Below are 23976 nucleotides of genomic sequence, written 5' to 3'. Positions count from 1 at the left end.
CTTTACTATTTGTCTAAAAAGTAATATAATTTAAAATTGATTATAAATCTAACTTTTTCTCTATCAAAATATTTTAGGAGGTGAGACATTTGAAAAAAACTAATAGTTTAAAAGAAGTTTTAAACTGGAATAATATCAAGAATTTAAAACCTTCAAATGGTTTAAAAAATATATTAGAAATTTTTAAAAATGACCTAAAAGATATACGTGGAAATTATGCAGTACTTGTAATAGTTGTAGGACTTGCTTTTTTACCTTCTTTGTATGCCTGGTTTAATATAAAGGCATCTTGGGACCCTTATGGAAGTACCGCTAATATGCTTGTAGCAGTAACAAATGAAGATAAAGGAAATGAAATAGCAGGTCAGAAGATTAATGTAGGAGACCAATTAATTGAACAACTTAAGGATAATAAAAGTTTAGGTTGGCAATTTGTAGATGAAAAAACCGCTCTTGAAGGTGTTAAAAAAGGTACTTATTATGCATCACTTAAAATTCCAAAGAATTTTACAAAAGATTTAACATCATTAATTACAGATGATGTTAAAAAAGGTGAAATTATTTATACAGTAAATGAAAAAATAAATGCAGTTGCACCAAAAATTACTGATAAAGGTGCTTCTACAATACAGTTGCAAGTTAATCAGACTATAGTGAAAACAGTAAGTGAAATTGTTCTTGGTATATCAAATGGAGTTGGTGCAGGAATTGAACACAGTCTTCCAAAATTAACAAAGGTTGAAAGTTCTCTTATCGACCTTCAAAAGAGATTCGACCATATAAATAAGACTGTTGATTTAGCCTCTGATGCTACTTCAAAGTTGTCTGATACAGTTAAAGATATTAAATCAGATTTACCTACAATTAAAAAGACTTTAAATGATACAAAACTGTTATCAAATGATTTAAAGAAATTCTTAGAGGATACAAATGATAATTTAGATGAACTTTCTCCTCTTATAAAATCTGATTTAAATTTAATGGTTGACCTTTCATCTTCTGCTTCTTCTCTTACACTAAATTTAATTGATGCCGTAAATAGTGGAAGCGAAGATGTACCTAAGTTGATAGATAATTTATCAGAAAAGCTTTCTAATTTACAATCTTTAAATGATACATTAGAAGACTTTTTAACTAAATTAAATCAGCTTACATCAAACCATCGATTGGATGATGTAATAGATAACTTAGAAGACTCTAACAATAAAATAGATTCTTCTATATCAACATTGAATGACATTAAAAACAAGGTTATATCTGGGCAACAACCATCTATAAGTACATTAAATAACGTTTTAAGTTTATCAAATGGTATCGGAAGAATTAATTTAAATATTTTAAATAATTTTGATTCAAAAATATCAAAACCTATAAATAGCATATTTTCAAACAGTATAAAAGTAGCAAATGATATAATCACTGTACTAGACAAGGCAGAAGCAAAACTTCCAAAGGTTGAAGAAATACTGACTACTTCTCTAAGTCTATCAGGAAATGCACAGGAAAGTATATCATTAATAAGAGAAAAACTTCCTCTAGCAAAAGGAATGTTGGATGACTTGATTAATAATTTAAGTAAGATTAGTAATGGTGAAGATATGAAAAAATTAGTCAGCTTACTTGAAAGTGATATATTAACCAAGTCTAACTTCTTAAAGGAACCTGTTGAAGTGAAAACAGAAAAATTATATCCAATTGAAAATTATGGTTCTGCAATGACACCATTTTATAGTGTTCTTTCTACATGGGTAGGTATATTGCTTCTTTCTGCATTATTATCTACATCTGTACATGGAAACTATAAGCCATATGAAATTTATTTTGGAAGAGGTCTTACTTTTCTAAGTATAGCTCTTATTCAAGGCTTCATAATCGGAACTGGAGATATACTATTATTAGGAGTAACAGCAAAACATCCAATTTTATTGATACTTCTGCTTATGTTTACTAGTATGGTATTTAACTTTATTGTTTATTCTTTAGTTTCTGTATTTGGAAATGTAGGAAAAGCAATTGCAATAGTACTATTAGTAGTTCAGATTGGTTCTTCTGGTGGTACATTCCCTATACAGGTTACACCTACATTTTTCCAAAGAATAAACCCTATAATGCCATTTACCTATGCAATAGGCGCTACAAGAGAAGCAGTAGGTGGTATATATGCTCCAAATTTAACTAAAGATATATTAGTTCTGTTGTTATTTATGATTCTATCTATTTGTTTAAATGTACTTCTAAAAGGACCTATAAACAGAATTATAAAACCATTCAATGATAAATTTGGTGATAGTAATTTAACTGGTCATTAAAAAATCAATTCTGTATTTAAATATATTTTTTAGAAATAGTGCTTAATATTTACATTGAAGGTAGTAACTTCTCAGTTACTACCTTTTTTAACTTCAAAATTAAAATTTATTATGTAATTTAAATGACTGATATTCATTCATTGACTTTAAAAATTCCTTATGTTATTATGTACTTGAAATTATAAGGAGGATACTATATGACACGTATTACTAAAGAACCAAGTGAACGTAAACAAGAAATTTTAGATACTGCAATAAAATTGTTTTATGAAAATGGATATGAGAAAACTTCTATAACTGATATTGCAAAACATATGAATGTCGCACAAGGATTATGTTATCGTTATTTTCCATCAAAAGAAAACCTATTTGACAGTGCTATAGACTACTATGCACAGACTTTAGTGGACAAAATGTCTACTATTATAGACAATGCAGATAAAACATTAAAACAAATTATTGAAGAAGTTCCTACATTTATTGATATAGAAACTGATGATAACCCTTACTATAAAGTATGCCATGGAGAAAAGAGTAAAAAAATTCATGACCAATTATCTTTAAAAATTTGTGAAAAACTTATTCCCATAGTAAAAAAACAACTTGAATTAGCTAACTCACGAGGAGAAATTAATGTCCCTGATATTGACACAACAACATACTTTTGTGTATATGGTCAACAAGGTATATTATTGCGTAAAGATATTTCCAATAATGAAAAATCAGAAAAAATTCGTTCGTTCCTAAGTTATCTTATGAACATCTAAATATATCCCTGCTTAATAAACAGGGATATATTCAGTATTCAATATAACTTACATAATTTAATTAAGATAATCAATTATTCCTGAGTTTAAATTATACAGATGTTCAAATCCTTCCTCAGCTAATAAATTGCATGCAGTAACACTTCTATGACCACTTCTACAATAAACCACTACTTTCTTATCTTTATACTCATAAATTTCATCTATATTATTGATTAGCTCCTGTAAAGATATGTTTATAGCATCTTCTATTTTACATTCTCTAAATTCATCTTTAGTTCTTACATCTAGTAATAAAATATCATTTTCATTTTTCATCATTTCTTTAAGTTGTTTCTTATTTATATTCTTGTACATATGTCTAAGATTCCTCCATTTTATTTGTATATGTTACTTATACCCTTTATTCTTCATACAGCAACAAATATTCTTTTTTATTTTTCTCAGCTATACAAAAAGGTATACTTATTAAAAAATTTTTATTAATAATAATCTGTTGATTTAAATAATTAAGAATGTTATGCTAATTATAAATTATTAAAAGGGAAAAGAGGTAGTGTAATATGTTTAAGCAAAGGCTCTCTAAATTATTATCTAGTACATTAGTATTGAGTATGTTATTTACTGCTACTCCAAATATTACTTTTGCTGATAGTAATGTAAAAGATAACTCGGAGAAATATCAAAGTTCTGACATAAAGCTAAATGATTATAGCAAAAACTCAGAATCTTATCCAAAAACTAAAGCTCTTGCTAAAGAGAAAATTAAAACTTTATTATCTAAGTATGGAATTGAAAATGCTCAATATGCTTTGATTGATAATGGTAAAATTGAGATTTCTGGTAATGGTGGAGTCTACAGTAGACAAGATAATAAAAATTTAACTAAGGATAATATGTATAATATTGCATCTATCAGTAAAATATTTACTACTACTGCTGTTATGAAGTTAGTAGAAGAGGGAAAAGTAAAATTAGATACTCCTGTTGTAAATTATATACCTGAGTTTAAAATGGCTGATGAGAGATACAAGGAAATCACTCCAAGAATGTTATTAAACCACTCATCAGGATTAATGGGAAGTTCTTTAAAAAATGCTCTTTTATTGGGAGACAATGATTCTTATGGTCATGATAGTTTCCTAGAAGAATTAAAGAAACAAAGATTAAAAGCTAAACCAGGAGCTTTTTCTGTCTATTGTAATGATGGATTTACTTTAGCTGAAATTTTAGTGGAAAAAGTATCTGGTATGCCATTTACTAATTTTATTGACAAGTACATAAGCAGTCCTCTTAATTTACAAAATACAAAAACTCCAGAAGATAGTTTTGATAGCTCAAGACTTGCAAAAGCCTATGTACCTTATTTTGAAGATGCTGTACCACAAGATAATTTTAATACTATAGGTGCTGGTGGTTTATATTCAAGTTCAGAAAATCTATGTACATTTGCACAAACGTTTATGAAAAATTCAAATGGTATTCTTTCACCTTCTTCAGTAAAAGCTATGGAAAACAAAGAATATTTAAATGGTCTATGGCCTGAAGGAGAAGATTCTATACTTGGATATGGTTTAGGATGGGATTGTGTAAACACTTATCCATTTAATCAATATAACTTAAAGGCTCTTACAAAAGGTGGAGACTCTTTACTATTCCACAGTAATCTTACAGTGCTTCCAGATGAAAATATGGCAGTTGCAGTTGTTTCTTCTGGTGGAAGTAGTCAACTTAATGAAATAATTGGACAAGAACTTTTACTATCTGCTCTAAAAGAAAAAGGTAAAATTAAAGAAATAAAACCTGATAAAACATTCAGTAAACCACAACAAGTTAAAATGCCAAGTTATTTAAAAGAAAACAGTGGTCTTTACGCTTCTTCAAATATGATAAAAATTGATGTTAATGATAATGGTACTTTAACAGTGTCTTCTCCTTATCTAGAAAATGGACCTGAAGATAAGTATGTATACATAGGTCAAGATAGATTTGTATCTGAAAAGGGTAATAGTTGCTTAAAATTTGTAAAAGAAAAAAATAACATTACATATTTAAATATGAGCTCTTATGATGATGTCCCTGGATTAGGTCAAACAGCAAGTTTGTATTATGTAGCTCAAAGAGTAGATAATAATGATATATCAGATAGCGTAAAAGAAGCATGGAAAAAAAGGAATGATAAAGGCTACTATATAGTAGATGAAAAATATACTTCTCAACACTATATGTTTGGTTCTGTAAAAGCAGTTCTTGGTCTTTCTGACGGAACTCCTGGTTATATAGCTAATACTAAAATAGCAGATGAAAATAACTCAAATGCTTTTATAGAAATACCTGGTGTGATGGGACGTGACTTAGCTGATATTAAACTTCATAAAGAAAATGGTACAGAGTATTTAACTTTTGCCACACAGACATATGTTAGTGAAGATTCTATAACTAATTTACCATCAGAAAAATCTTTTACATGTGAGTTAGCATCTAATGGTTATGCAAAATGGTATAAAATTGGTGACGATATAGCAAATAAAAAAATAGAAGTTAATCTTCCTCAAAATTCGTCTTTTGCTGTTTATGATGATAAAGGAGTTCCTGTAAACTATTCTTTAGTTACAAAAAATAATAGAGTTAGATTGCCAAAAGGAGGCGTAATTGTTTTCTCAGGAAGTCCAAATGCTAAATTTGAAGTTGCGTACCAAGATGAAGTAAATGCAAGTACACTTACAGGAACTGATAGATATGAAACTTCTATTAAAATAAGTCAAGCAGGTTGGGAAAATGCTGAAAATGCAGTTTTAATAAATGACTCAGCAATTGCAGATGCTTTAGCTGCAACACCACTTGCATATAAGAAGAATGCTCCTATATTATTAACTGGAAGCTCTCAAATAAATGAAAAAACTTTGACTGAATTGAAAAGATTAAAAGTAAAAAATGTGTATGTAGTTGGTGGAGAAGCTTCTGTAAATGAAAAATCATTAGATACTATAAAATCAAATAATATTTCTGTATCTAGAATTTCAGGAAATGATAGATATCAAACTTCTATGAACATTGCTAAAGAATTGAATAATATTAGTAACATATCAAAGATTTCAATAGTTAATGGTGAAAAAGGATTAGCCGATGCAGTAAGCATTGGAGCTGTATCAGCTCAAAATGATATGCCTATAATACTTACTAATGAAAACAGTAATATAGATGAAATAAACAACTTGTTTAAAAACAAAAAAATTGAGAAGTCTTATGTAATTGGTGGAGAATATACAGTTTCTAAAAATATAGAAAGTAAACTTCAAAATCCACAAAGAATATCAGGTAGCACTAGAAATGAAACTAATGCAAAAGTAATAAAAGAATTTTATAAAGATTCTAAGATAGACAACTTATATGTTGCAAAAAACGGAATCAATAAACAAGATGATTTAATAGATGGATTATCTGTTGGAGTTTTAGCTGGAAAAACTAAGTCTCCTGTAATATTAGTAGGAAATTTATTAGATTATAATCAAAAAGAACTATTTAAAACTATGAGATTTAAATCTGTAACACAAATTGGTGGAAATGGAAATGAGAATTCATTTAAACAAATCAAAGAAATAGCTTAACATGTTAAAAAGGGCTATATTTAAGTAATATTACTTAAATATAGCCCTTTTTTATCTATTTATCATTCATACTCAATAGTTTATCTAAATACACTGACTTTAATTGCTTACTAGCTAAAATCTTTTTAGCTGGTTCAAGTTTTAAGATAGCTGATAGTATAGCTCCCATAGCTCTATGACTAGCTAAGGCATTATTATCAAAAATTAGATTTTGTAATTGCCCTTTTTCAATTGCCATTAGAACTGCTCTATGTACTGAGTTTGCTGGAGTTATTATCTTTTCATCTCTCTTTAATAACATAATACTATTTTTATGGCAATTTCTAACACAAACTCCACAACCTAGACATCTATCCTCATCAATTTTTATATATTCTTTATCATTTTCCTTGACCTTGCTTATTGCATCTATAGGGCATGCAGTTATACACTTTCCACATTTTACACAACTTTCATGGTTTATATTTGGTATAAAACTAGTTGTCTGTACTGGATGAAGATTTCCAAATCTTTTAGCTGCTACTAATGCCTCACAACAACAGCCACAGCAATTACATATAAATGTAACTCCTTTTCTAACATTTTCTCCACATTGAACTAAGTTATGCTCATATGCTTGATGAAGCAATTCTTTACATTCTATCTTATCTACCCGTCTTGCAAACTTATTATTTATTAAAGAATTTGCTACATTATCAAATGTCATACATATATCCATAGGAGCATCACAAGCTTTGCCAACATGTTGCATTCTATGTCTACAGTAACACATACTTACACCTATATGAGTCGATTCATCGATTATATGAGTAGCTCTTTCGTAATCTAAAATACTAACTTCATTATCATTAGTCAAAACTTCCTCTTGAACATACACTCTTCCAAGCTTTGTTTCTGTTGAATAAAATAAGTCTTTAATAAAATCTTCCTCTACATTCATATATTGATAGTAAAGTTCTGCTAAAAGTTTTTGGTCTATATCATGTCTTGTTCTCATCATAGCAAACTCAAAAAAGCCAGCCATTGGAGGAGGCATTATATATTTTTTCCCTTTATTATCTTCTATATCTAGTATCAGAGCCTTACTTGCAAGTTTGTCTAATACTCTATATGCTTCACTTTCACTTACACTCCAGATTTTAGCTGCTGTTTTTACTCTAAAAGGCTTTATTGGAAGCTGAGCTACTAATTTTGCTTCTTGTTCTGTATATAATACATTTAGTATTTTGTATAATGTATCTGATGGTGGAGCCCCTTGTGGAAACTTGTTTATTCTTTCCTCTAAACTTTTATACATGTTCTTCGCAGTTATATGAGAAATAGTAATCACCTTCTTTTTCTTTTGTTTTCCAATAAAATCAAATATTTATACTTATTTATAAATACTTTATCTAACCCCTTACCTTATATAATACCAATTCTTTCTAAATAGTTAAATACCTCTAGTAATTTATTTATTAGATTTCTTATATAAATAAAAAATCGTTCAATTTGTATAATAATAGTTTATACCAATTAAACGATTTTAATAATATTTTATATATTTAAAAATTACTTTTATACTTAGATACTTTCTCTTCTTATATTATCTATTATATTTTCTTTGTTCAATTTACTCATTGGTATATAAGCTGCTATAAAAGTTATTATAAAAACACTTACTATACATATAGCTATTGCTGCCCATGGTATGACAGGGGAAAACTCAATTACACCTGAAATAAGTTTATTCATAACTAGAGTCATTCCAATACCAATTGGTATCCCAAATATTAAAGACAGTATACCATAAATAAAACTTTCTAAATATATCATTTTTCTAAATCCATTAGGGGTAACTCCTATAGATTGTATTATAGCAAGCTCTCTTTTTCTTAGATTTATACTTGTACTTACTGTATTTAGTATATTTGTAACACTAACTAGAGATATCACTACTATAAAACCGTATACAAATATTTTGACAACTTTTAGATTTTGTTTTTCTTCTTCTCCTCCTGCACTTTCATCATGGAAGTTAAAATTATTTTTATCAGCTAAAGATTCTATTTTCTTCTTAGTCTGAACATCTCCTCCTAAATCGATAAATATAAGACTTTTATTTAATTTTAGACCTAAATTTTTAGCAACTTCATCATAAGTTATAAATTGCAAGCCCATATTTTGATATCCCATTCCTAAACGTTCTTCATCAGTTATCGCAAGAATTTTAATCTTCATTTTTTTACTTGAACCATTGTCATCAAGATATTTACAATTTAGTGTATCTCCAACTTTGTAATTAGTTAACTCCACTATACCTTTCTTACCTCTAGATTCAAAGTAGCTTTTTCTAACTAGTATCACACCATTTTCTTTAATTGCTTTTTCCTTATCAAAAGAACCTTTTACTAAATTATTTGTTTTATTTTTTATTGCAAACTCTCCTGGAAAATTTAATTCATTATTGCTAAAGTCGTATTCATAACTATTTCCACTCTTATGTTGTTGATAATACTCCTTAATTAAATCCTCCTTGGATTTATTTATTTTATTTTCACTTACTTTTATAGACATAGATTGACCTGTTGCGAATTCAAAGTTCTTTATTTCAGGAATATCCTGTAGTTTACTTATGACATCATCAATAGGTCTAGCTGTACCCTTTGCAGTTAGATACAAATCATAGTTTCTTTGAGAACTTCTAATTTCCTCACCTCTTAACAAAAGCAATGTAAATCCACTAAAAGATATAAATATTATTATACTTATCATTAAAGAAAAAAGAGTCACTATGAATTTTTTTCTATTTCTTTTCATATTTTTATATGCAAGTACTCCTTCAGTCTTAAAAATAATTTTGATAAGCTTTGAATCTTTAACTTTTCTCACTTTATACTCTCCACTGTTCTTAATTATATCAAGCGGAGAAACATTAGAAGCTGCTATTGCAGGTAATAGAATTGATATAAATATTGTAAATAAAACTATTATTATACTAACAATAATTATTATTGGGTTATACACTATTTGTAAACTCATCTGTGTAACAATCGATTCTGTAAAATACTTATTTATAGTTTTAAATAATAAGTCTATAGCTATTGTCCCAGATATTAGTCCTATTGGTATTCCAATTAAACTAATTATAATACCTTCTATAAAGACTAACCTTTTAATTTGGCTAGATGTAGCACCTATAGAATTTAATATTCCAAACTGTTTTTTTCGTTCAGTTATAGAAATACTAAAAGAATTATAAACTGTAGCAATCGTGCATATAATTACTAATATAGTTACTAATGCAATTATAGATTTTACAGAACTATTTATATTCTCATATTTACTGGCGCCTTGTAATCTCAATAAATGTTCATTGTATTTTACCATATCAGAAATTGATTCTTCATCTTTATTTGGATATATGTTTTTGCTTATTTTTTTACTTATTTTATACACATCTTTAGGATTTTTTACTGTTACTGAGATGTTCATTGCTCCTTTATAATCAATCATAGGATTAAAGTAAGTTATAGCAGTTGTAATCTCATCATAAAGCTCAAATCCGGGCTTTTTAATTATACCAACTAATTTAAAAGTGCTATCCTTTTCATTTGCTATATAATCACCTTCATGAAATACCATGTTATCAATCTTTTTCTTATTTGAGTCAAACATGTCTCCTACTTTTAAGGTTATTTCGTCTCCTATTTTTAATTTATCATCCATAAGATTAATAACATTTTCACTTAGAACAATTTCTCCTTCTTTAGATGGCAATCTACCTTCTTTTATAGAAATTTGATATCCCTCCATGGCATTTTTATCATACTGTTTTATACTTAATATACCATTCTCACTATTTTCCAATTTAGAATATCCAATTTGCTTAGTAAATGCATGTTTTTCTATTTCAGCTGATTTTGTTACATATTCCATATTCTTTTTGTTTACATCATGGAATGTAACATGAAAACTTCCATCATTTTTTATAGTTTCTCTTACTTGATAATCCATGAAACTTTCAAATATATTTCCTATACCACAGATTAAAGCTGTTGAAAGTATTATCCCAATTATAGTTACAATAGTTCTTCTTTTATTCTGTTTTAAATATCTAATAGTTAGTGATGTATATAAATTCATCTACATCACCTCATCACTTTTTATAATTCCATCTTCTATACCTATAATTCTATCAGCCTGAAGTGCTATGTCTTTATCATGAGTTATCATTATTAGAGTCTGATTGTATTTCTTTACTGACAGTTTTAATAATCCTAGTATTTCTTTTGAATTTTTACTATCTAAATTACCTGTTGGTTCATCTGCCAACACTATAGAAGGTCTATTAATCAAAGCACGTCCTATAGAAGTCCTTTGTTGTTGACCCCCTGATAACTGGTTTGGAAGATGTTTTTCTCTATCGTTTAGACCTAATGTTTTCATCAAATCATTTAAATATTCTTTGTCAATATCTCTATTGTCAAGTTCTGCTGGAAGCAATATGTTTTCCTTTACAGTTAAGACTGGAATTAAGTTATAAAATTGATATATAAGACCTATATTTCTTCTTCTAAATATTGCTAAATCTTTAATTTTCAAATTATAGATATCCACATCATTTATATAAACCTTACCACTAGTAGGTCTATCAACACCTCCTAGCAAATGCAATAATGTACTTTTACCACTTCCACTTGGACCTGTTATTGCTATAAACTCACCTTTTTCAATTGATAAGTTTACATTTTTTATAGCATCAACTTTTGTTTCATTTTTACCATAACTTTTAGTTAGATTTTCTACTCTTAAAATTTCCATGGCTACCTCCAATATTTATATTCTATACTTCATATATTAGACTTTAGCTATTACTATAAAGTGAATTAAATATTACAGATTAGTCACTATTATCAGCATACATTTTATGAAATATTATATGGAATTCTGTTCCTTTTCCTTTTTCACTATTTACATAGATATCTCCATTTTGGCTTTCTATTATGGATTTTGACATTGCAAGACCTATACCTACACTATCTTCTTTTGAACTACTCTTTCCTCTATAAAATCGTTTAAATATATGTGGTATATCTTTTTTATCTATTCCCTCACCATCATCTTTTATTATTAGTTCAGAAAATAATGGATTTTCTTTATATGTCATACTTATATTTCCAAATTCAGGAGTATGCTCTATACAATTTTTAATTATATTCACTAATGCTTCCACAGACCAATCAATATCACCAATATAAGATACATTATCATTTCCTTCTATAGTTAATTTTTGATTTTTAATTTCCATAGGTATTTTCATTGGTTGTATTGCTCTATGTATAAGTTCACTAAATTTTATCTTATCTTTTTTAAACTTTATCACTTTTGCTTCTACTTTTGATAGTTTAAGCATACTTTTAATCAGCCAGTCCATTCTATTTAGTTGATTCTTTATCTTATCCAAAAAATCAATTTTTACTTCGCATGGTATATCATTATATAACAAGTCATTCAACATTATTAAAGAAGTCATAGGAGTTTTTAATTGATGTGATATATCAGAGATTGTATTATTTAAAAATATTTTTTCTGATTTTAAAAGTTCAACCTTTTCATTAAGAATTGTCGTCATCTTCAATAGTTCAGTTTTTAAAAGACCTACCTGACCTTCTTGATTTTTATTTTTCATATCAAATGGTTTTCCTTCTGAACTATAGTAAACATACTTAGTCATATCTGATAAATCATTGTACATTACTTTAAAATAGCTAACAACCAATATAAATATTAAAATAAATATTATACATACCAAGATTATATTTATTTTTATAGTATCTAAAACTAGTTTAGAAATTATAGGCTCAGTGTTTATTTTAATAGATTTATCATAATTATACTTACTTAATATTTTCTCTCCATAGTCTATATTTCTCATAGACTTTCCTTGAGTTATTATATCTACTATCTCTCTTTCTAAATTTGGATATTTACTAGACAGTGTTCCTATTATAGCTTGATTATTTTTTACAATCATACCTTTAGTTATATTCATATTGATTATACTAAACCCAACAGATATAGTAATAGCAACAAACATCAAAACAATATACTTACTGAAAAACCTCTTCACTTCTGGATTATATAGAAACATTATTTTCACTTCCTATCCATTTATAACCAAGGCCTCTTACAGTTTCTATGTATATTGGCTCACATAAGTCATCACCTATTTTTTCTCTAAGTCTTTTTATATAAACAGTTAGAGTATTATCATTTACAAAATCATACGTTACATCCCAAAGTTTTTCCAATATTTGAGTTCTACTTAAAACTGTATTTTTATTCTGTATAAGAATTAGAAGAAGTTTATATTCAACTGATGTCAGAAATATTTCTTTTTCATTTTTATATACTCTAGCTTCTAATGTATATATACTTAACTCACCAAATTTAAGCATTTTTTTAGCTTCTTCTGAAGTATTGCCTTTTCTTCTTAAAACAGCTTTTATTCTAGATATTAGTTCTCTAATTCTAAAAGGTTTTGTTATATAATCATCTCCACCCATATCAAGACCCATTACAATATTTACTTCTTCATCACAAGCAGTCAAAAATATTATTGGAATTTGAGAGAATTTTCTTGTATATTGACACAATTCATAACCAGTTCCATCTGGTAATGTCACATCCAAAAGTATCATGCTGTATTCATTAGAAGAAATCATTTCTTTTCCACTTAATAAGTCCTTTGCTATATCTACACTAAATCCTTCTTGCTCTAAAGCATACTTTATTCCAAAAGATATAGTACTATCATCCTCAACTATTAATAACTTTAACATAACTATTTCCTTTCTTTTCATTTTGATTTTAAATTATTTACCTATACAGTTTTTATTATACACAAATACCTTATATACTAAAATATATCTAAAATTACAAAATAGTCACAAAGGGTTATTAAAGCTTACAAAAACAAAAATGTAAGTTATTACTTAACTCTCATAAGAATAATACTAATTTCTTCAAGTTAAGTTACAACTTACATTTTAGAAACTTTAGGTTAAATAATCTAATATAACTATTTAACTATTTAGAATATAATTTATTCTTCATCATACTTCTTATATTCTTCTTCTTTGTAAATATTGTCTTTTTTATCGTCTTCATGTACATCAATATCATTCTTTATATCTTTAACACTATTTACATATTGCATCATTTCTTCCTGAGATACATGTGGACAATTTTCACAGTTTATTCTTCTTGAATTAAATTCTTTTACTTTTTTTTTTAATTCTTCATATTCATAATCCTGTTTTTTGTCTCTACAATCACAGTCATAATCAAATTCGTCATACATATAGTCATCATAGTCACTATTTCTATAATAATTTGTATCAACCATTTGAGAATTAGATTTACGATTTTTTACCATCTTATATACAGCATATGCACCCACACCTGTAAGAACTGCTCCTGTGAACATCATTGGTTTACTCATTCCATCATCTTTTTTATGCATTTGTCTTTTCATTAAATATGTTAACATATTTTTTTCTCCTTTCTAATTTTTATTTATATCTATAGATAGTATCTGTATTATTTTGATAAAAATTAGGTTATTTTTAAATTACAATTTTTACAAATATAAATTTATATTTTGTGTTCGATATTATTTTTTATGTTATACTATATGTATAACAGTCTTTTTCATTTATAAAGCATAATGGAGGTTTTTTATGGTTCTAAATCTAGATTTTAATAGTGATAAATCTATTTATGTACAAATTAAAGAAGAAATAACTAAAGCTATAGCTTCAGGAGAATTGAAAATAAACGAATCACTTCCATCTGTGAGAAGTATGGCCGAAAACATTGGTGTAAATTTACATACAGTGAATAAATCTTATAATGAGCTAAAAGAAGAGGGCTTCTTAAATATTGATAGAAGAAAAGGTGCTATTGTTGCTAAGCTACCAATGAAAATAGACAATTCCACTCGTCAAAAAAATAAGCTTGACTTAGAACTTCTAGTAGCAAAATCTTATTTATCAGGTATCAGCAAAGAAGAATTTTTATCGCTAAGTTCAACTTTATTTGACAAATATGAGGTGAAATACTATGAGTAAGATTGAATGTCTATTTACAATATTCCCAATTTTAATTTTGATGTATGCCACATTTTATTTTATGCCATATTTAGTAGGTAATAAACATATTTATGGAGTTTCTATAGACCAAGAACACAAAAACTATACTGACTTTATAATGCTAGATAAGAAATTCAAAAAACTTTTATCTTTAGGTTTTATTATAGACTTTATATTAGTTTTTATTCTAGTTCTTACATCTGATAAATTAGAATTTTCCTATTTTATTAGTATAACTGGATTTTTATTATATGAAAGTTTATTGTATATTCGTACTCATAAAAAGGCTAAAAAGTTTAAATCAGAAATTTATTCTATAGAAGGTCATATAGATATGGATTCAAAATTAATAGTAGATATGGATTTCTTAAATAAAAAAGATAAAATAATAAAAAGGTTTAAAATATTATATTTAATACCAATACTACTTGTTTTTGGAATGAGTATTTTTATAGCATCTAATTATAATCAACTGCCAAACTTAATTGTTATAAATTGGAATATAAATGGGACACCTAATTCTTTTATGGAAAAATCATATTTTAATGTGTTTAAATCAATAGGCACTGCATTCTGTTTAATCGTTTTATTATATATAACTTCTATTGGTTCTATAAAGTCAAGAATTAAGATAGATTCAAATAGAATTGAAGAAAGTAGAACTGAAAACATTAAATATCTAAACAAAATTGGTTATTTATTTTTGATATTGATGATTTTAATGACAATACAATTTTTCATTGCTTTTTTATCAATAAAAACAAATTTATCAACTGCTATGACCATAGCAACATTTGTGGTTATAATTTATTTAGTGTTAACATATATTAAGTCTCCAAATTTAAAGTCTAACTCTTCTTATTCTCCAGAAGATGATGAAAAACATTGGATAGCAGGCATCATATACAATAATCCAAACGACCCATCATTAATGGTTGATAAGAGATTTGGTATTGGTTATACTGTAAATTTTGGAAATCCTATAGGAAAAATAATATATATTGCTATAGCTTTACTTTTAATTTTTTCATTGTTTAGCCTAATAAAATCTCTTTTACTTTAAATACCATAAAAGGTATCTTACTTGTATTATTGGGTATTATATTTTGTAGGATAAGAAATATTTCATATTATCATTGAAATATAGTATTTATATTTTACTAGAAATGGAGATTTGCATAATGTTGTCAAAAGCTGAAATCAAATACTTTAATGAATGTGCTTCTGAAATACTTTCTTCAGAACAAGTACAACTTATGAGAACATTTCCTCATCACGGCGATGTTTCATGTCTTGAACATAGTTTGTCAGTAGCATATTATAGTTATCTATTATGTAAAAAATTGCATCTAAATGTTGATATTCAAAGTGTTATTAGAGGAGCTTTATTACACGACTTTTTCCTTTATGACTGGCATTACAAAGGGGATAGAAAAGGATTACACGGATTTACTCATCCTAAAGAAGCACTAAAAAATGCGAATTTATTTTTTCAAATAAATGAAATGGAAACAGACATAATTTTAAAACATATGTGGCCACTTACAATTACGCCTCCTAGATACAAAGAGGCCTTAATTGTATGTTTGTTGGATAAATTTTGCTGTTTGGTTGAGACTTTAAAGATACATTCTTTACTATCTCCTTACCATGTATAGAATATTTCTTTAGCATAGTTAAAATTTAACTTTAAAGAGGTCTTAAGTATTATAACTTAATACCTCTTTTATTATTTTATTCTTTAAAATACTATTTTTTTATAATATCATTGTAAGCAATAATATTTAACCTTGATAACTTACCCTTCTTATAGACATGCTTACTACCTTAAATAACAGTAAACCAGCTATCAAATTTATTAGTATTGCTGGTACTACTGCAACCATAAACAATGCTATAAATGAACCTCCAGGAAGACCTACTATTACTTGAGCAAACAATAAAAATGCAGTTCCACTCACAATAGTTCCTATTGGAAAGATTATTGTAGCTACTATTAAGTCTTGCTTTTTATTACTTAAGTTTTTCATAAATGGTAATTTATAAATTATATACATTATCATGAACATTATATTTATTGTAACAGTTTTATCAAGTATATTTGGAACTTGACCTCCTGGAAATTTAGTTGTTAATGCTGCAAATATTCCTGTCACAATTCCTGCCACTAGACAAATTTTATAATCATCTTTGTTCAATATCATTATTATAAACATCATTGCTAGAGATATATCTGGTTGCATTGGAAGTCCTATAGCAGGTGTAAGTTGATGTATTAATAATCCCATAGCTAAGAGTATAGCATTTAAAGTTAATTTTTTTGTATTTGATTTCATTGTAATAATTCCCCCTAATTTTATTAATATTTATTTTATTTCTTTGCCAATTTTCTAAATCATTTTCATTAGCTTTGAGAGTTCATAACATCTTTTTCACCACCTTTTATATCATTTATATATTTTTATTTTGAAATTTTTGTAAAATAAAAAACTCCGTCCTAAATTAATAGGACGGAGATTATCCGCGTTGCCACCTAAATTATATAAAAAATAAACATAAACTTATTTCTTATACATCTCATTATCAGGTACTTACATACCTTATTCGCTGTAACGTGCGACTGACGATAAAGTCTACTCTCATAATAATATGATTTCAATTCATTCCTCTAAGGTCCATTCACTATATTCCTTCTTGCTAAGATTCCACCATCCTCAGCTCTCTATCTTGAAGCTAAACATAATTACTCTTCCTTGTCATAGGATTTTTAATTTGCTGTTGCTATTATAATATTCTAAATTTTTATAATTGTCAACTCTAATTTTTATTTTATTTTAAATTTGTAAAAAGCATAGTATAATCTTTGTAAATGTTTTAAAATTTAATTTAATAATCAAAATTAGAAAGGATGATAATATGTTTAGAGAAATGAGATTAAAAAAGAGAGAAATGACAAAAGAAGATACTGTAGAAGTGTTAAAAAATGGTGAATTTGGTACTTTTTCCACTATATCTGAAAATGGCTATCCTTATGGAGTAGCTGTAAACTATGTGTATCTTAATGATTCTATTTACTTCCATTGTGCAAGAAATGGTCATAAATTAGATAATATATCAAAAAACAACAAAGTTTCTTTTTTAGTAGTTGCTAATGAAAATGTTATTCCAGACAAATTTAGTACTACATATTCCAGTGCTATAGTGTTTGGAAAAGCTTCAACTGTAGAAGATGAAGAAAAGAAAAATGCTCTTGTAGAAATCATAAAAAAATATTCTAAAGGATTTTTTGAAGAGGGAATGAAATACATAGAGAAAGACATAAATTTAACAACTGTAGTTAAAATAGAAATCGACCATATTTCTGGCAAAGTTTCACGTTTATAATAACATATTAAAATACCTAAAAGTAGCTATATAGCCACTTTTAGGCACTTTCTTTTGACATTCTTATAGACTAATTCTTTTTAGATAATCTCTTATCCCCAGCTTAACATCATCATTTGGTCTTATATCAGAGTTATCACCTGCTATATGTAGTATTCCATATGCTGGATGTCCTCCTCTTATTGTACATGGAACTGATAAAAGAGTCATTCCCATATGTTGAGCAAATATATTCATTGCTTGCAAAGATAGCTCTCCTCCTCCATGTTGTGAACCTGCTGTGGCAAAACAACCAAATATTTTCCCACTCAAAGGAGCACCTACCCAAATATCAGAAAAACTATCCATAAACATCTTCATTGGTCCAGATACATTTCCATAATATGTTGGCGAACCCATAAATATAGCATCATAGTCTAGCAATTCTTTTCCAGATTTAATTATATTTACACTTTCAAACTCGTCTTTATATTCTTTAGAATTTATTAAATAATATTGAAGAAGTGTTTTTGCAACTTCGTCACTTACTTTAAACATATCTACTTCTATATCCATTTCTTCAAGCACTTCTTTATATGTTCTTGCTAATAAATATGTACTCCCACAAACACTATGAAAAATTACTGCTGCTTTCATCTTTATCCCCCTAAGTAAATTCAAATTTATTTTTTATATAGTATTTTTTATAATTAAATACTACTAAATAATACTAAATGGATTCAAATATACATCACTTTTTATTACTTCAATTTCATTAAAGTCTCTCAAAAATCTCTTCATGACATCTTTGAATATATCTTCTGTATCAAAATGACCACAATCTACTATACACATTCCAATATCAAGTGCATCTTGTGCTTCATGATACTTTACATCTCCAGTTATTAATACTTCTGCACCTTGTCTCTTAGCTTTTTTTACAAACTCAGAACCAGCTCCTGTTACAACTGCTACTTTGGTTATATTTGTATTAAGATTTCCAACTACCCTGATATGTTTCATATTTAATTTTTCTTTTATTTTATTTGAAAGGTCTTCTAATGTCATACTTTCATCAAGTCTACTAACTCTACCTAGACCAAATGTCTTCCCTTTATTTTCTAACTTGTACAAATCATATGCTACTTCTTCATAAGGATGTGCATCCAACATAGAACTTATTACCCCACCTAAAAGCTTCTGTGGCACTACAGTTTCAATTTTAACCTCATTTACAACTTCTATATCATTTATGCTTCCAAGAAACGGATTAGAGCCTTCTAATGGCTTAAACTGTCCTTCACCTTCTATTAAAAATGCACAATCACTATAATTTCCTATATGACCTGCTCCTGAATTACTTAAAACTCTTTTCAATTCATCTGAATAATTACATGGTACATATACTGCAAGTTTATATAAAGTCTCGCTTTCAGTCACATCTAAAACCTTTGAGTTACCAAATTCCATAATCTCCATAAAATAGTCATTTAGACCATCAAATGCTATGTCAAAGTTGGTATGCATAGAATAAAGTGCTATATCATTTTTAATAAGTTTTTGTATAAGCCTACCTTTTAAATCTGCACTATTAATCTTATTAATTTTCCCAAATATAAAAGGATGATGTGTCACAATTAAATCTATGTTTTTTGAGATGGCTTCATCAATAACATTTTCATTAGCTTCCAAAGATACTAATACTTTTTTTACATCCATATCAAAATCTCCAACTATAAGACCTACATTGTCCCAATCCTCAGCTAAGTTTAGAGGATACTTTTTTTCAATTTTTCTAGTTAGACTCTTTAATAACATATATACCTCCAATTTATTTTATTAAATTTTCAAGTTTTTTTATTGCAGTCTTACTATCTTCTCTCTTATTGTCTATTGCTTCCCCATTCTTTCCTTCTAGGTTATTAACTATAGCACGATATGTCTTTATCTTTTTTTCTATAAATTCATTAAAAAGAGAGTTCTTATTTTCTAAAAGTTTTATTCCAGTTTCAAAATATATCTCATCTTCTATTATAGTATTTTTACCTGTGTATTTGGCAACTATTATTTCATATATCCTAAAATCTTCTCTCACCAAAACTTCTTCTGAGATTTCATAACCATTATTTAAAAGATAACGTCTGAGTTCTTCTTGTGCTTGCATAGGTTGTAGTATCAATTTTTCTACATTATGCGCCACTTGTTTTTTAGCTTCAAGAAGTTCACTTATCAAAATTCCACCCATACCAGCAATTATTATTTCTTCTATTTCTCCTACTTCAAGAACCTCTATACCAGAACCCAGTCGTAAATCAACCTTATCTAAAAGATTGTTCTGTATGACCTCTTTATGTGCATTGTCAAGAGGCCCTTTATTAACATCTGCCAATACTGCAAATGGTACTCTTCCCTCTTTTAACAAATATACTGGTATATATCCGTGGTCAGTTCCTATGTCAGCTATTTTTTTACCATCTGATACCAATGATGCTATTTTTAATAATCTATCTGTTAATTTCAAATATATATCTCCTTTCAATTGCCTTCATTTATAGTCTTTATATTAAATTATAATCATTAAATTAAGGTTATTATAAAAAATAAAATTAAATCTCTACTACAAAATAGCCATGAGATATCACTTATCCCATGGCCTTTATAACAAAAACATTAATGATGTATCTTTTTAATCTAAATAATCTCTAAGTTTTTTTGATCTACTTGGATGTCTTAATTTTCTTAGTGCTTTTGCTTCTATCTGTCTTATTCTTTCCCTAGTTACATCAAACTCTTTTCCAACTTCTTCAAGAGTCCTAGCTCTACCATCTTCAAGGCCAAATCTAAGTTTTAATACTTTTTGCTCTCTATCATTTAATGAGCCAAGTACATCTTCTATTTGTTCTTTTAGTAAAGAATATGCTGCTGCCTCTGCTGGGGCTGGAGCATCATCATCTGGAATAAAGTCTCCTAAATGACTATCTTCTTCTTCTCCTATTGGTGTTTCTAAAGACACAGGGTCTTGAGCTATTTTCATTATTTCTCTTACTTTATCTTCTGTCATTTCCATTTCTTTTGCAATTTCTTCTGGTTTTGGGTCTCTTCCAAGTTCTTGAAGTAGTTGTCTTGATACTCTTATTAGCTTATTTATAGTCTCTACCATATGAACTGGTATTCTTATAGTTCTAGCTTGGTCTGCAATGGCACGTGTTATGGCTTGTCTTATCCACCATGTTGCATAAGTACTAAACTTATATCCTTTTGTATAGTCAAATTTTTCGACTGCTTTTATAAGACCTAAATTTCCCTCTTGTATTAAATCTAAGAAAAGCATACCTCTTCCTACATATCTTTTTGCTATACTTACAACCAATCTTAAGTTTGCCTCAACTAACCTTTGTTTCGCTATCTCATCACCTTCGTGCATTCTCCTAGCAAATTCAACTTCTTCATGTGGTTTAAGTAGAGGAATTTTTCCTATTTCTTTTAGGTACATTCTAACAGGGTCATCTATACTTATCCCTTTTGGTAAAGATAAATCCACAGTTTCTATTTCTATTGCAGAAGAGTCTTCATGTGAAATCGCTTCTGTATCTTCATCCAGGTTGCTAATACTTAAATCATCATCAGTAGTCGAAAAATCTATATCAGCTTTATAATTTTTTGTTTCTGTTATTTCTATTCCCAGATTTCCTAAAGTCTCATAAAGATTTTCTACTTGGTCCTTATCAAGTTCAGTCTCTGAAAAAGCTTCCATTATCTCTGCAAGTGTTAATGAACCTTGCTTTTTTCCTTTTTCTATTAATGTCTTAGCAGTAACTTTTTTTAACTCTTTTTTATTCGATTTATTTTCCACACTCAAACCTCCTTTCTCTACAAGCTCTTTAAAATTTTATTTATATCAACTATTTTTAAAGCAATTTCCATAACTCTACCATCTACCTCTTTCATATCATTATTATTTTCTAATTCTTGTTGCTCTCTCAACAAGCTGTTAATTTGTTCTTCTAATGAATTTTTTCTGATATTTGTTACTATTCCTTCTATTTCTTTTGTGTTCTCTAAGTTTATACTATTCAAAGAAATTGAATTTAATTCTTTTAAGTATTCTTCGGATATGTTTAAACTTTTCAATTTGTCAATAGTTATTTTGTCCAATTCTTGATTTTTAATCATGTAATTTAAAATTTCTTTACTTTCTTTCAATAAAAAATCACTTTCTTCTACTTTTAGTAACGCTATTTCTCTAATTTTTTTATCTTCTAACATTATTTTTATTAGAGTCTCTTCAACTAATTGTTTTCCATCTTGTCTGACTTCGACTTTTTCAATTATTTTTTCTTCTGCTTTCTTTTGATTTTTGTTGTTATATGGCTTATTATAATTTTTACCATACACTTCTCTCTTTATAGACTCGACATTAATATCTATTTGATTGCTTAAATACTTTGTATAAAAATCAATTTCAACAGGACTTGTCAATTGTTTTATAATCTTAGAAGCTTCTTTTGCGAACTTCACTCGTTCTTCATCTTTTTGAATATTAAATTCTTTTTTAAGATGATCTATTTTATATTTTATGTAGTGAGTAGAAACATCCATAGCTTTTTTATAATCATTAAGTCCATATTTTCTTACAAATTCATCTGGGTCTTTAGCATCTTTTAAATCCAATACTTTTACATTAATACCTAATTTAGTAAGTATATCCATAGCTCTTAAAGTTGCTTTTATTCCTGGTTCATCAGAATCATAAGATATAATAGCAGTGTCCGCATATCTCTTTATTAAAATGCCTTGTTGTTCAGTCAAGGCTGTTCCAAGGGTTGCTACTACATTTCTTATGCCATACTGATAAAGCGAAATTAAATCCATATATCCTTCAACTAAGACTATAGTTTTACTCTCTAAATTTTTTCTAGCAAAGTTTAATCCATATAAGTTCTGTTTTTTATTAAAAATTATTGTGTCTGGAGAATTTAAGTATTTTGGCAAAGAATCATCTAATACTCTTCCCCCAAATCCTATTATATTTCCTCTATAATCGAATATAGGAAACATAACTCTATTTCTAAATTTATCATAGCAATTAGTTCCATCTCTGTTTTTTGCAATTAGACCGCACTCCAATAAATCTTGTTTTTTATATCCTTTACTGATTAAAGTATTCATAAGTGAATTCCATGAATCTAAAGAAAATCCTAAACCAAATTTCTTAATAATTTTATCATCTAGTCCTCTTATTCTTAGATATTCATACCCAAGATTTTTACTTCCCAACAAGTTTGAAAGATAAAATCTAGCAGCTTCTGTGTGAATATCTTGGAATTTTTTAGATTTTTCTATTTTAATTCTAGTCTCTTCATTCATGTTAGTGTTAATTTCTATACCACATTTATTTGCTAAAATTTTTACAGCATCCATAAAATCCAAATTTTCCATTTTCATGACGAAATTTATTACATCTCCACCTTCTCCACATCCAAAACATTTATAAATTTGTTTTGATGTGTTTATATAAAAAGATGGTGTCTTTTCACCATGAAATGGACATAATCCTTTATAATTAGCTCCAGATTGTTTTATATTCATATATTCAGATATTATACTTGCTATATCGCATCTAGCCTTTATTTCTTCAATAATGTCTTTTATATCATTCATATTATCACCTTCTGGTGTAATTTTTTGTGTTAACATTTCTATTCTACACTATATTCTAAATTTGTCAATCACTCAATATACAGAATTCGACTTTTTTTATTGATATCCTTCTTATTAATCAAAAAATTTTTAT

20 protein-coding genes and 1 other annotated feature are annotated in these 23976 nt (G+C 27.5%); of the genes, 7 read left to right on the top strand and 13 right to left on the bottom strand.

Annotated features, from left to right (window positions below; translation table 11 throughout):
* Positions 1-80 precede the first annotated feature (80 nt).
* A complete protein-coding gene (locus Q3287_RS01510; RefSeq protein ID WP_407963405.1) occupies positions 81-2309 on the top strand; it encodes a YhgE/Pip family protein in 2229 nt (742 codons plus the stop codon).
* A gap of 197 nt (positions 2310-2506) precedes the next feature.
* Positions 2507-3076 carry a TetR/AcrR family transcriptional regulator gene (locus Q3287_RS01505; protein WP_407963404.1) on the top strand — a complete coding sequence of 190 codons (570 nt, stop codon included), beginning with the start codon at positions 2507-2509 and terminating at the stop codon, positions 3074-3076.
* Positions 3077-3133: 57 nt separating this feature from the next.
* Here the strand turns inward: Q3287_RS01505 and Q3287_RS01500 are convergent, their stop codons facing one another.
* Positions 3134-3433: a rhodanese-like domain-containing protein gene (locus Q3287_RS01500; RefSeq protein WP_054276420.1), complete on the bottom strand. Its 300-nt coding sequence runs from the start codon at positions 3431-3433 to the stop codon at positions 3134-3136.
* Between the two features lie 206 nt (positions 3434-3639).
* On the opposite strand from Q3287_RS01500, the gene Q3287_RS01495 reads away from it, so the two are divergent.
* Positions 3640-6684, top strand: coding sequence for a serine hydrolase (locus tag Q3287_RS01495; protein WP_407963403.1), 3045 nt, complete (start codon positions 3640-3642; stop codon positions 6682-6684).
* Positions 6685-6739: 55 nt separating this feature from the next.
* On the opposite strand, the gene Q3287_RS01490 is transcribed toward Q3287_RS01495, so the two are convergent.
* The 6 genes from Q3287_RS01490 to Q3287_RS01465 all read right to left on the bottom strand — a co-directional run bounded on the left by Q3287_RS01490 (position 6740) and on the right by Q3287_RS01465 (position 14218).
* A complete protein-coding gene (locus Q3287_RS01490; protein WP_407963402.1) occupies positions 6740-8014 on the bottom strand; it encodes a 4Fe-4S dicluster-binding protein in 1275 nt (424 codons plus the stop codon).
* A gap of 233 nt (positions 8015-8247) precedes the next feature.
* Complete coding sequence (locus Q3287_RS01485; RefSeq protein ID WP_407963401.1) at positions 8248-10809, bottom strand: ABC transporter permease; 2562 nt, start codon at positions 10807-10809, stop codon at positions 8248-8250.
* A complete protein-coding gene (locus tag Q3287_RS01480; RefSeq protein WP_054269948.1) occupies positions 10810-11487 on the bottom strand; it encodes an ABC transporter ATP-binding protein in 678 nt (225 codons plus the stop codon). It lies immediately after the preceding gene.
* A 79-nt stretch (positions 11488-11566) separates the two neighbouring features.
* Positions 11567-12817, bottom strand: coding sequence for a sensor histidine kinase (locus Q3287_RS01475; protein ID WP_407963400.1), 1251 nt, complete (start codon positions 12815-12817; stop codon positions 11567-11569).
* The gene (locus Q3287_RS01470; protein ID WP_407963399.1) at positions 12804-13529 is read right to left on the bottom strand and encodes a response regulator transcription factor; all 726 of its coding nucleotides are present in this window, start codon (positions 13527-13529) and stop codon (positions 12804-12806) included. The genes Q3287_RS01475 and Q3287_RS01470 overlap by 14 nt, the downstream gene beginning before the upstream one ends.
* A gap of 242 nt (positions 13530-13771) precedes the next feature.
* The gene (locus Q3287_RS01465) at positions 13772-14218 is read right to left on the bottom strand and encodes a hypothetical protein (protein ID WP_054269945.1); all 447 of its coding nucleotides are present in this window, start codon (positions 14216-14218) and stop codon (positions 13772-13774) included.
* A gap of 190 nt (positions 14219-14408) precedes the next feature.
* Here Q3287_RS01465 and Q3287_RS01460 point away from each other — a divergent pair, with 190 nt between their 5' ends.
* The 3 genes from Q3287_RS01460 to Q3287_RS01450 all read left to right on the top strand — a co-directional run bounded on the left by Q3287_RS01460 (position 14409) and on the right by Q3287_RS01450 (position 16477).
* On the top strand, positions 14409-14798 hold the full coding sequence (locus Q3287_RS01460) for a GntR family transcriptional regulator (protein ID WP_054269944.1): 390 nt from the start codon (positions 14409-14411) through the stop codon (positions 14796-14798).
* Positions 14791-15882, top strand: a complete 1092-nt coding sequence (locus Q3287_RS01455; RefSeq protein WP_407963398.1) for a DUF5808 domain-containing protein — start codon at positions 14791-14793, stop codon at positions 15880-15882. Before Q3287_RS01460 ends, Q3287_RS01455 begins: the two co-directional genes overlap by 8 nt.
* 118 nt (positions 15883-16000) lie before the next feature.
* A complete protein-coding gene (locus Q3287_RS01450) occupies positions 16001-16477 on the top strand; it encodes an HD domain-containing protein (protein ID WP_054269942.1) in 477 nt (158 codons plus the stop codon).
* Positions 16478-16603: 126 nt separating this feature from the next.
* On the opposite strand, the gene Q3287_RS01445 is transcribed toward Q3287_RS01450, so the two are convergent.
* On the bottom strand, positions 16604-17155 hold the full coding sequence (locus Q3287_RS01445) for a tryptophan transporter (RefSeq protein WP_054269941.1): 552 nt from the start codon (positions 17153-17155) through the stop codon (positions 16604-16606).
* Between the two features lie 167 nt (positions 17156-17322).
* Positions 17323-17588: a binding site (T-box leader), on the bottom strand.
* Between the two features lie 147 nt (positions 17589-17735).
* Between Q3287_RS01445 and Q3287_RS01440 the strand changes: the two genes are divergently transcribed.
* Complete coding sequence (locus Q3287_RS01440) at positions 17736-18203, top strand: pyridoxamine 5'-phosphate oxidase family protein (protein WP_407963397.1); 468 nt, start codon at positions 17736-17738, stop codon at positions 18201-18203.
* A gap of 63 nt (positions 18204-18266) precedes the next feature.
* Here Q3287_RS01440 and Q3287_RS01435 read toward each other — a convergent pair whose 3' ends face one another.
* From Q3287_RS01435 to dnaG, 5 genes are all read right to left on the bottom strand, one after another.
* A complete protein-coding gene (locus tag Q3287_RS01435) occupies positions 18267-18839 on the bottom strand; it encodes a flavodoxin family protein (protein ID WP_407963396.1) in 573 nt (190 codons plus the stop codon).
* A 63-nt stretch (positions 18840-18902) separates the two neighbouring features.
* The gene (locus tag Q3287_RS01430) at positions 18903-20000 is read right to left on the bottom strand and encodes a Nif3-like dinuclear metal center hexameric protein (RefSeq protein ID WP_407963395.1); all 1098 of its coding nucleotides are present in this window, start codon (positions 19998-20000) and stop codon (positions 18903-18905) included.
* Positions 20001-20013: 13 nt separating this feature from the next.
* Positions 20014-20703, bottom strand: a complete 690-nt coding sequence (locus Q3287_RS01425) for a class I SAM-dependent methyltransferase (protein WP_054276412.1) — start codon at positions 20701-20703, stop codon at positions 20014-20016.
* A 165-nt stretch (positions 20704-20868) separates the two neighbouring features.
* Positions 20869-22035, bottom strand: a complete 1167-nt coding sequence (gene rpoD, locus Q3287_RS01420) for an RNA polymerase sigma factor RpoD (protein ID WP_054269936.1) — start codon at positions 22033-22035, stop codon at positions 20869-20871.
* Positions 22036-22052: 17 nt separating this feature from the next.
* The gene (dnaG, locus tag Q3287_RS01415) at positions 22053-23879 is read right to left on the bottom strand and encodes a DNA primase (protein ID WP_227832485.1); all 1827 of its coding nucleotides are present in this window, start codon (positions 23877-23879) and stop codon (positions 22053-22055) included.
* Positions 23880-23976: the final 97 nt, after the last annotated feature.

The organism is Clostridioides sp. GD02404, from assembly GCF_045898275.1.
In the GTDB taxonomy this organism is placed as follows: Bacteria; Bacillota; Clostridia; order Peptostreptococcales; family Peptostreptococcaceae; genus Clostridioides; species Clostridioides difficile_A.
The sequence above is the reverse complement of the archived record's forward strand: the minus strand, read 5'-3'. Positions and strand labels throughout refer to the sequence as shown.

What these genes read in the sequence shown, in the direction of transcription:
- Q3287_RS01500 (WP_054276420.1), bottom strand. Translation starts at nt 3,433, where the DNA reads ATGTACAAGAATATAAATAAGAAACAACTTAAAGAAATGATGAAAAAT.
- Q3287_RS01495 (WP_407963403.1), top strand. Translation starts at nt 3,640, where the DNA reads ATGTTTAAGCAAAGGCTCTCTAAATTATTATCTAGTACATTAGTATTG.
- Q3287_RS01475 (WP_407963400.1), bottom strand. Translation starts at nt 12,817, where the DNA reads ATGTTTCTATATAATCCAGAAGTGAAGAGGTTTTTCAGTAAGTATATT.
- Q3287_RS01460 (WP_054269944.1), top strand. Translation starts at nt 14,409, where the DNA reads ATGGTTCTAAATCTAGATTTTAATAGTGATAAATCTATTTATGTACAA.
- Q3287_RS01430 (WP_407963395.1), bottom strand. Translation starts at nt 20,000, where the DNA reads ATGTTATTAAAGAGTCTAACTAGAAAAATTGAAAAAAAGTATCCTCTA.
- Q3287_RS01485 (WP_407963401.1), bottom strand. Translation starts at nt 10,809, where the DNA reads ATGAATTTATATACATCACTAACTATTAGATATTTAAAACAGAATAAA.
- Q3287_RS01440 (WP_407963397.1), top strand. Translation starts at nt 17,736, where the DNA reads ATGTTTAGAGAAATGAGATTAAAAAAGAGAGAAATGACAAAAGAAGAT.
- Q3287_RS01435 (WP_407963396.1), bottom strand. Translation starts at nt 18,839, where the DNA reads ATGAAAGCAGCAGTAATTTTTCATAGTGTTTGTGGGAGTACATATTTA.
- Q3287_RS01505 (WP_407963404.1), top strand. Translation starts at nt 2,507, where the DNA reads ATGACACGTATTACTAAAGAACCAAGTGAACGTAAACAAGAAATTTTA.
- Q3287_RS01450 (WP_054269942.1), top strand. Translation starts at nt 16,001, where the DNA reads ATGTTGTCAAAAGCTGAAATCAAATACTTTAATGAATGTGCTTCTGAA.
- Q3287_RS01465 (WP_054269945.1), bottom strand. Translation starts at nt 14,218, where the DNA reads ATGTTAACATATTTAATGAAAAGACAAATGCATAAAAAAGATGATGGA.
- dnaG (WP_227832485.1), bottom strand. Translation starts at nt 23,879, where the DNA reads ATGTTAACACAAAAAATTACACCAGAAGGTGATAATATGAATGATATA.
- Q3287_RS01455 (WP_407963398.1), top strand. Translation starts at nt 14,791, where the DNA reads ATGAGTAAGATTGAATGTCTATTTACAATATTCCCAATTTTAATTTTG.
- Q3287_RS01445 (WP_054269941.1), bottom strand. Translation starts at nt 17,155, where the DNA reads ATGAAATCAAATACAAAAAAATTAACTTTAAATGCTATACTCTTAGCT.
- Q3287_RS01470 (WP_407963399.1), bottom strand. Translation starts at nt 13,529, where the DNA reads ATGAAAAGAAAGGAAATAGTTATGTTAAAGTTATTAATAGTTGAGGAT.
- Q3287_RS01480 (WP_054269948.1), bottom strand. Translation starts at nt 11,487, where the DNA reads ATGGAAATTTTAAGAGTAGAAAATCTAACTAAAAGTTATGGTAAAAAT.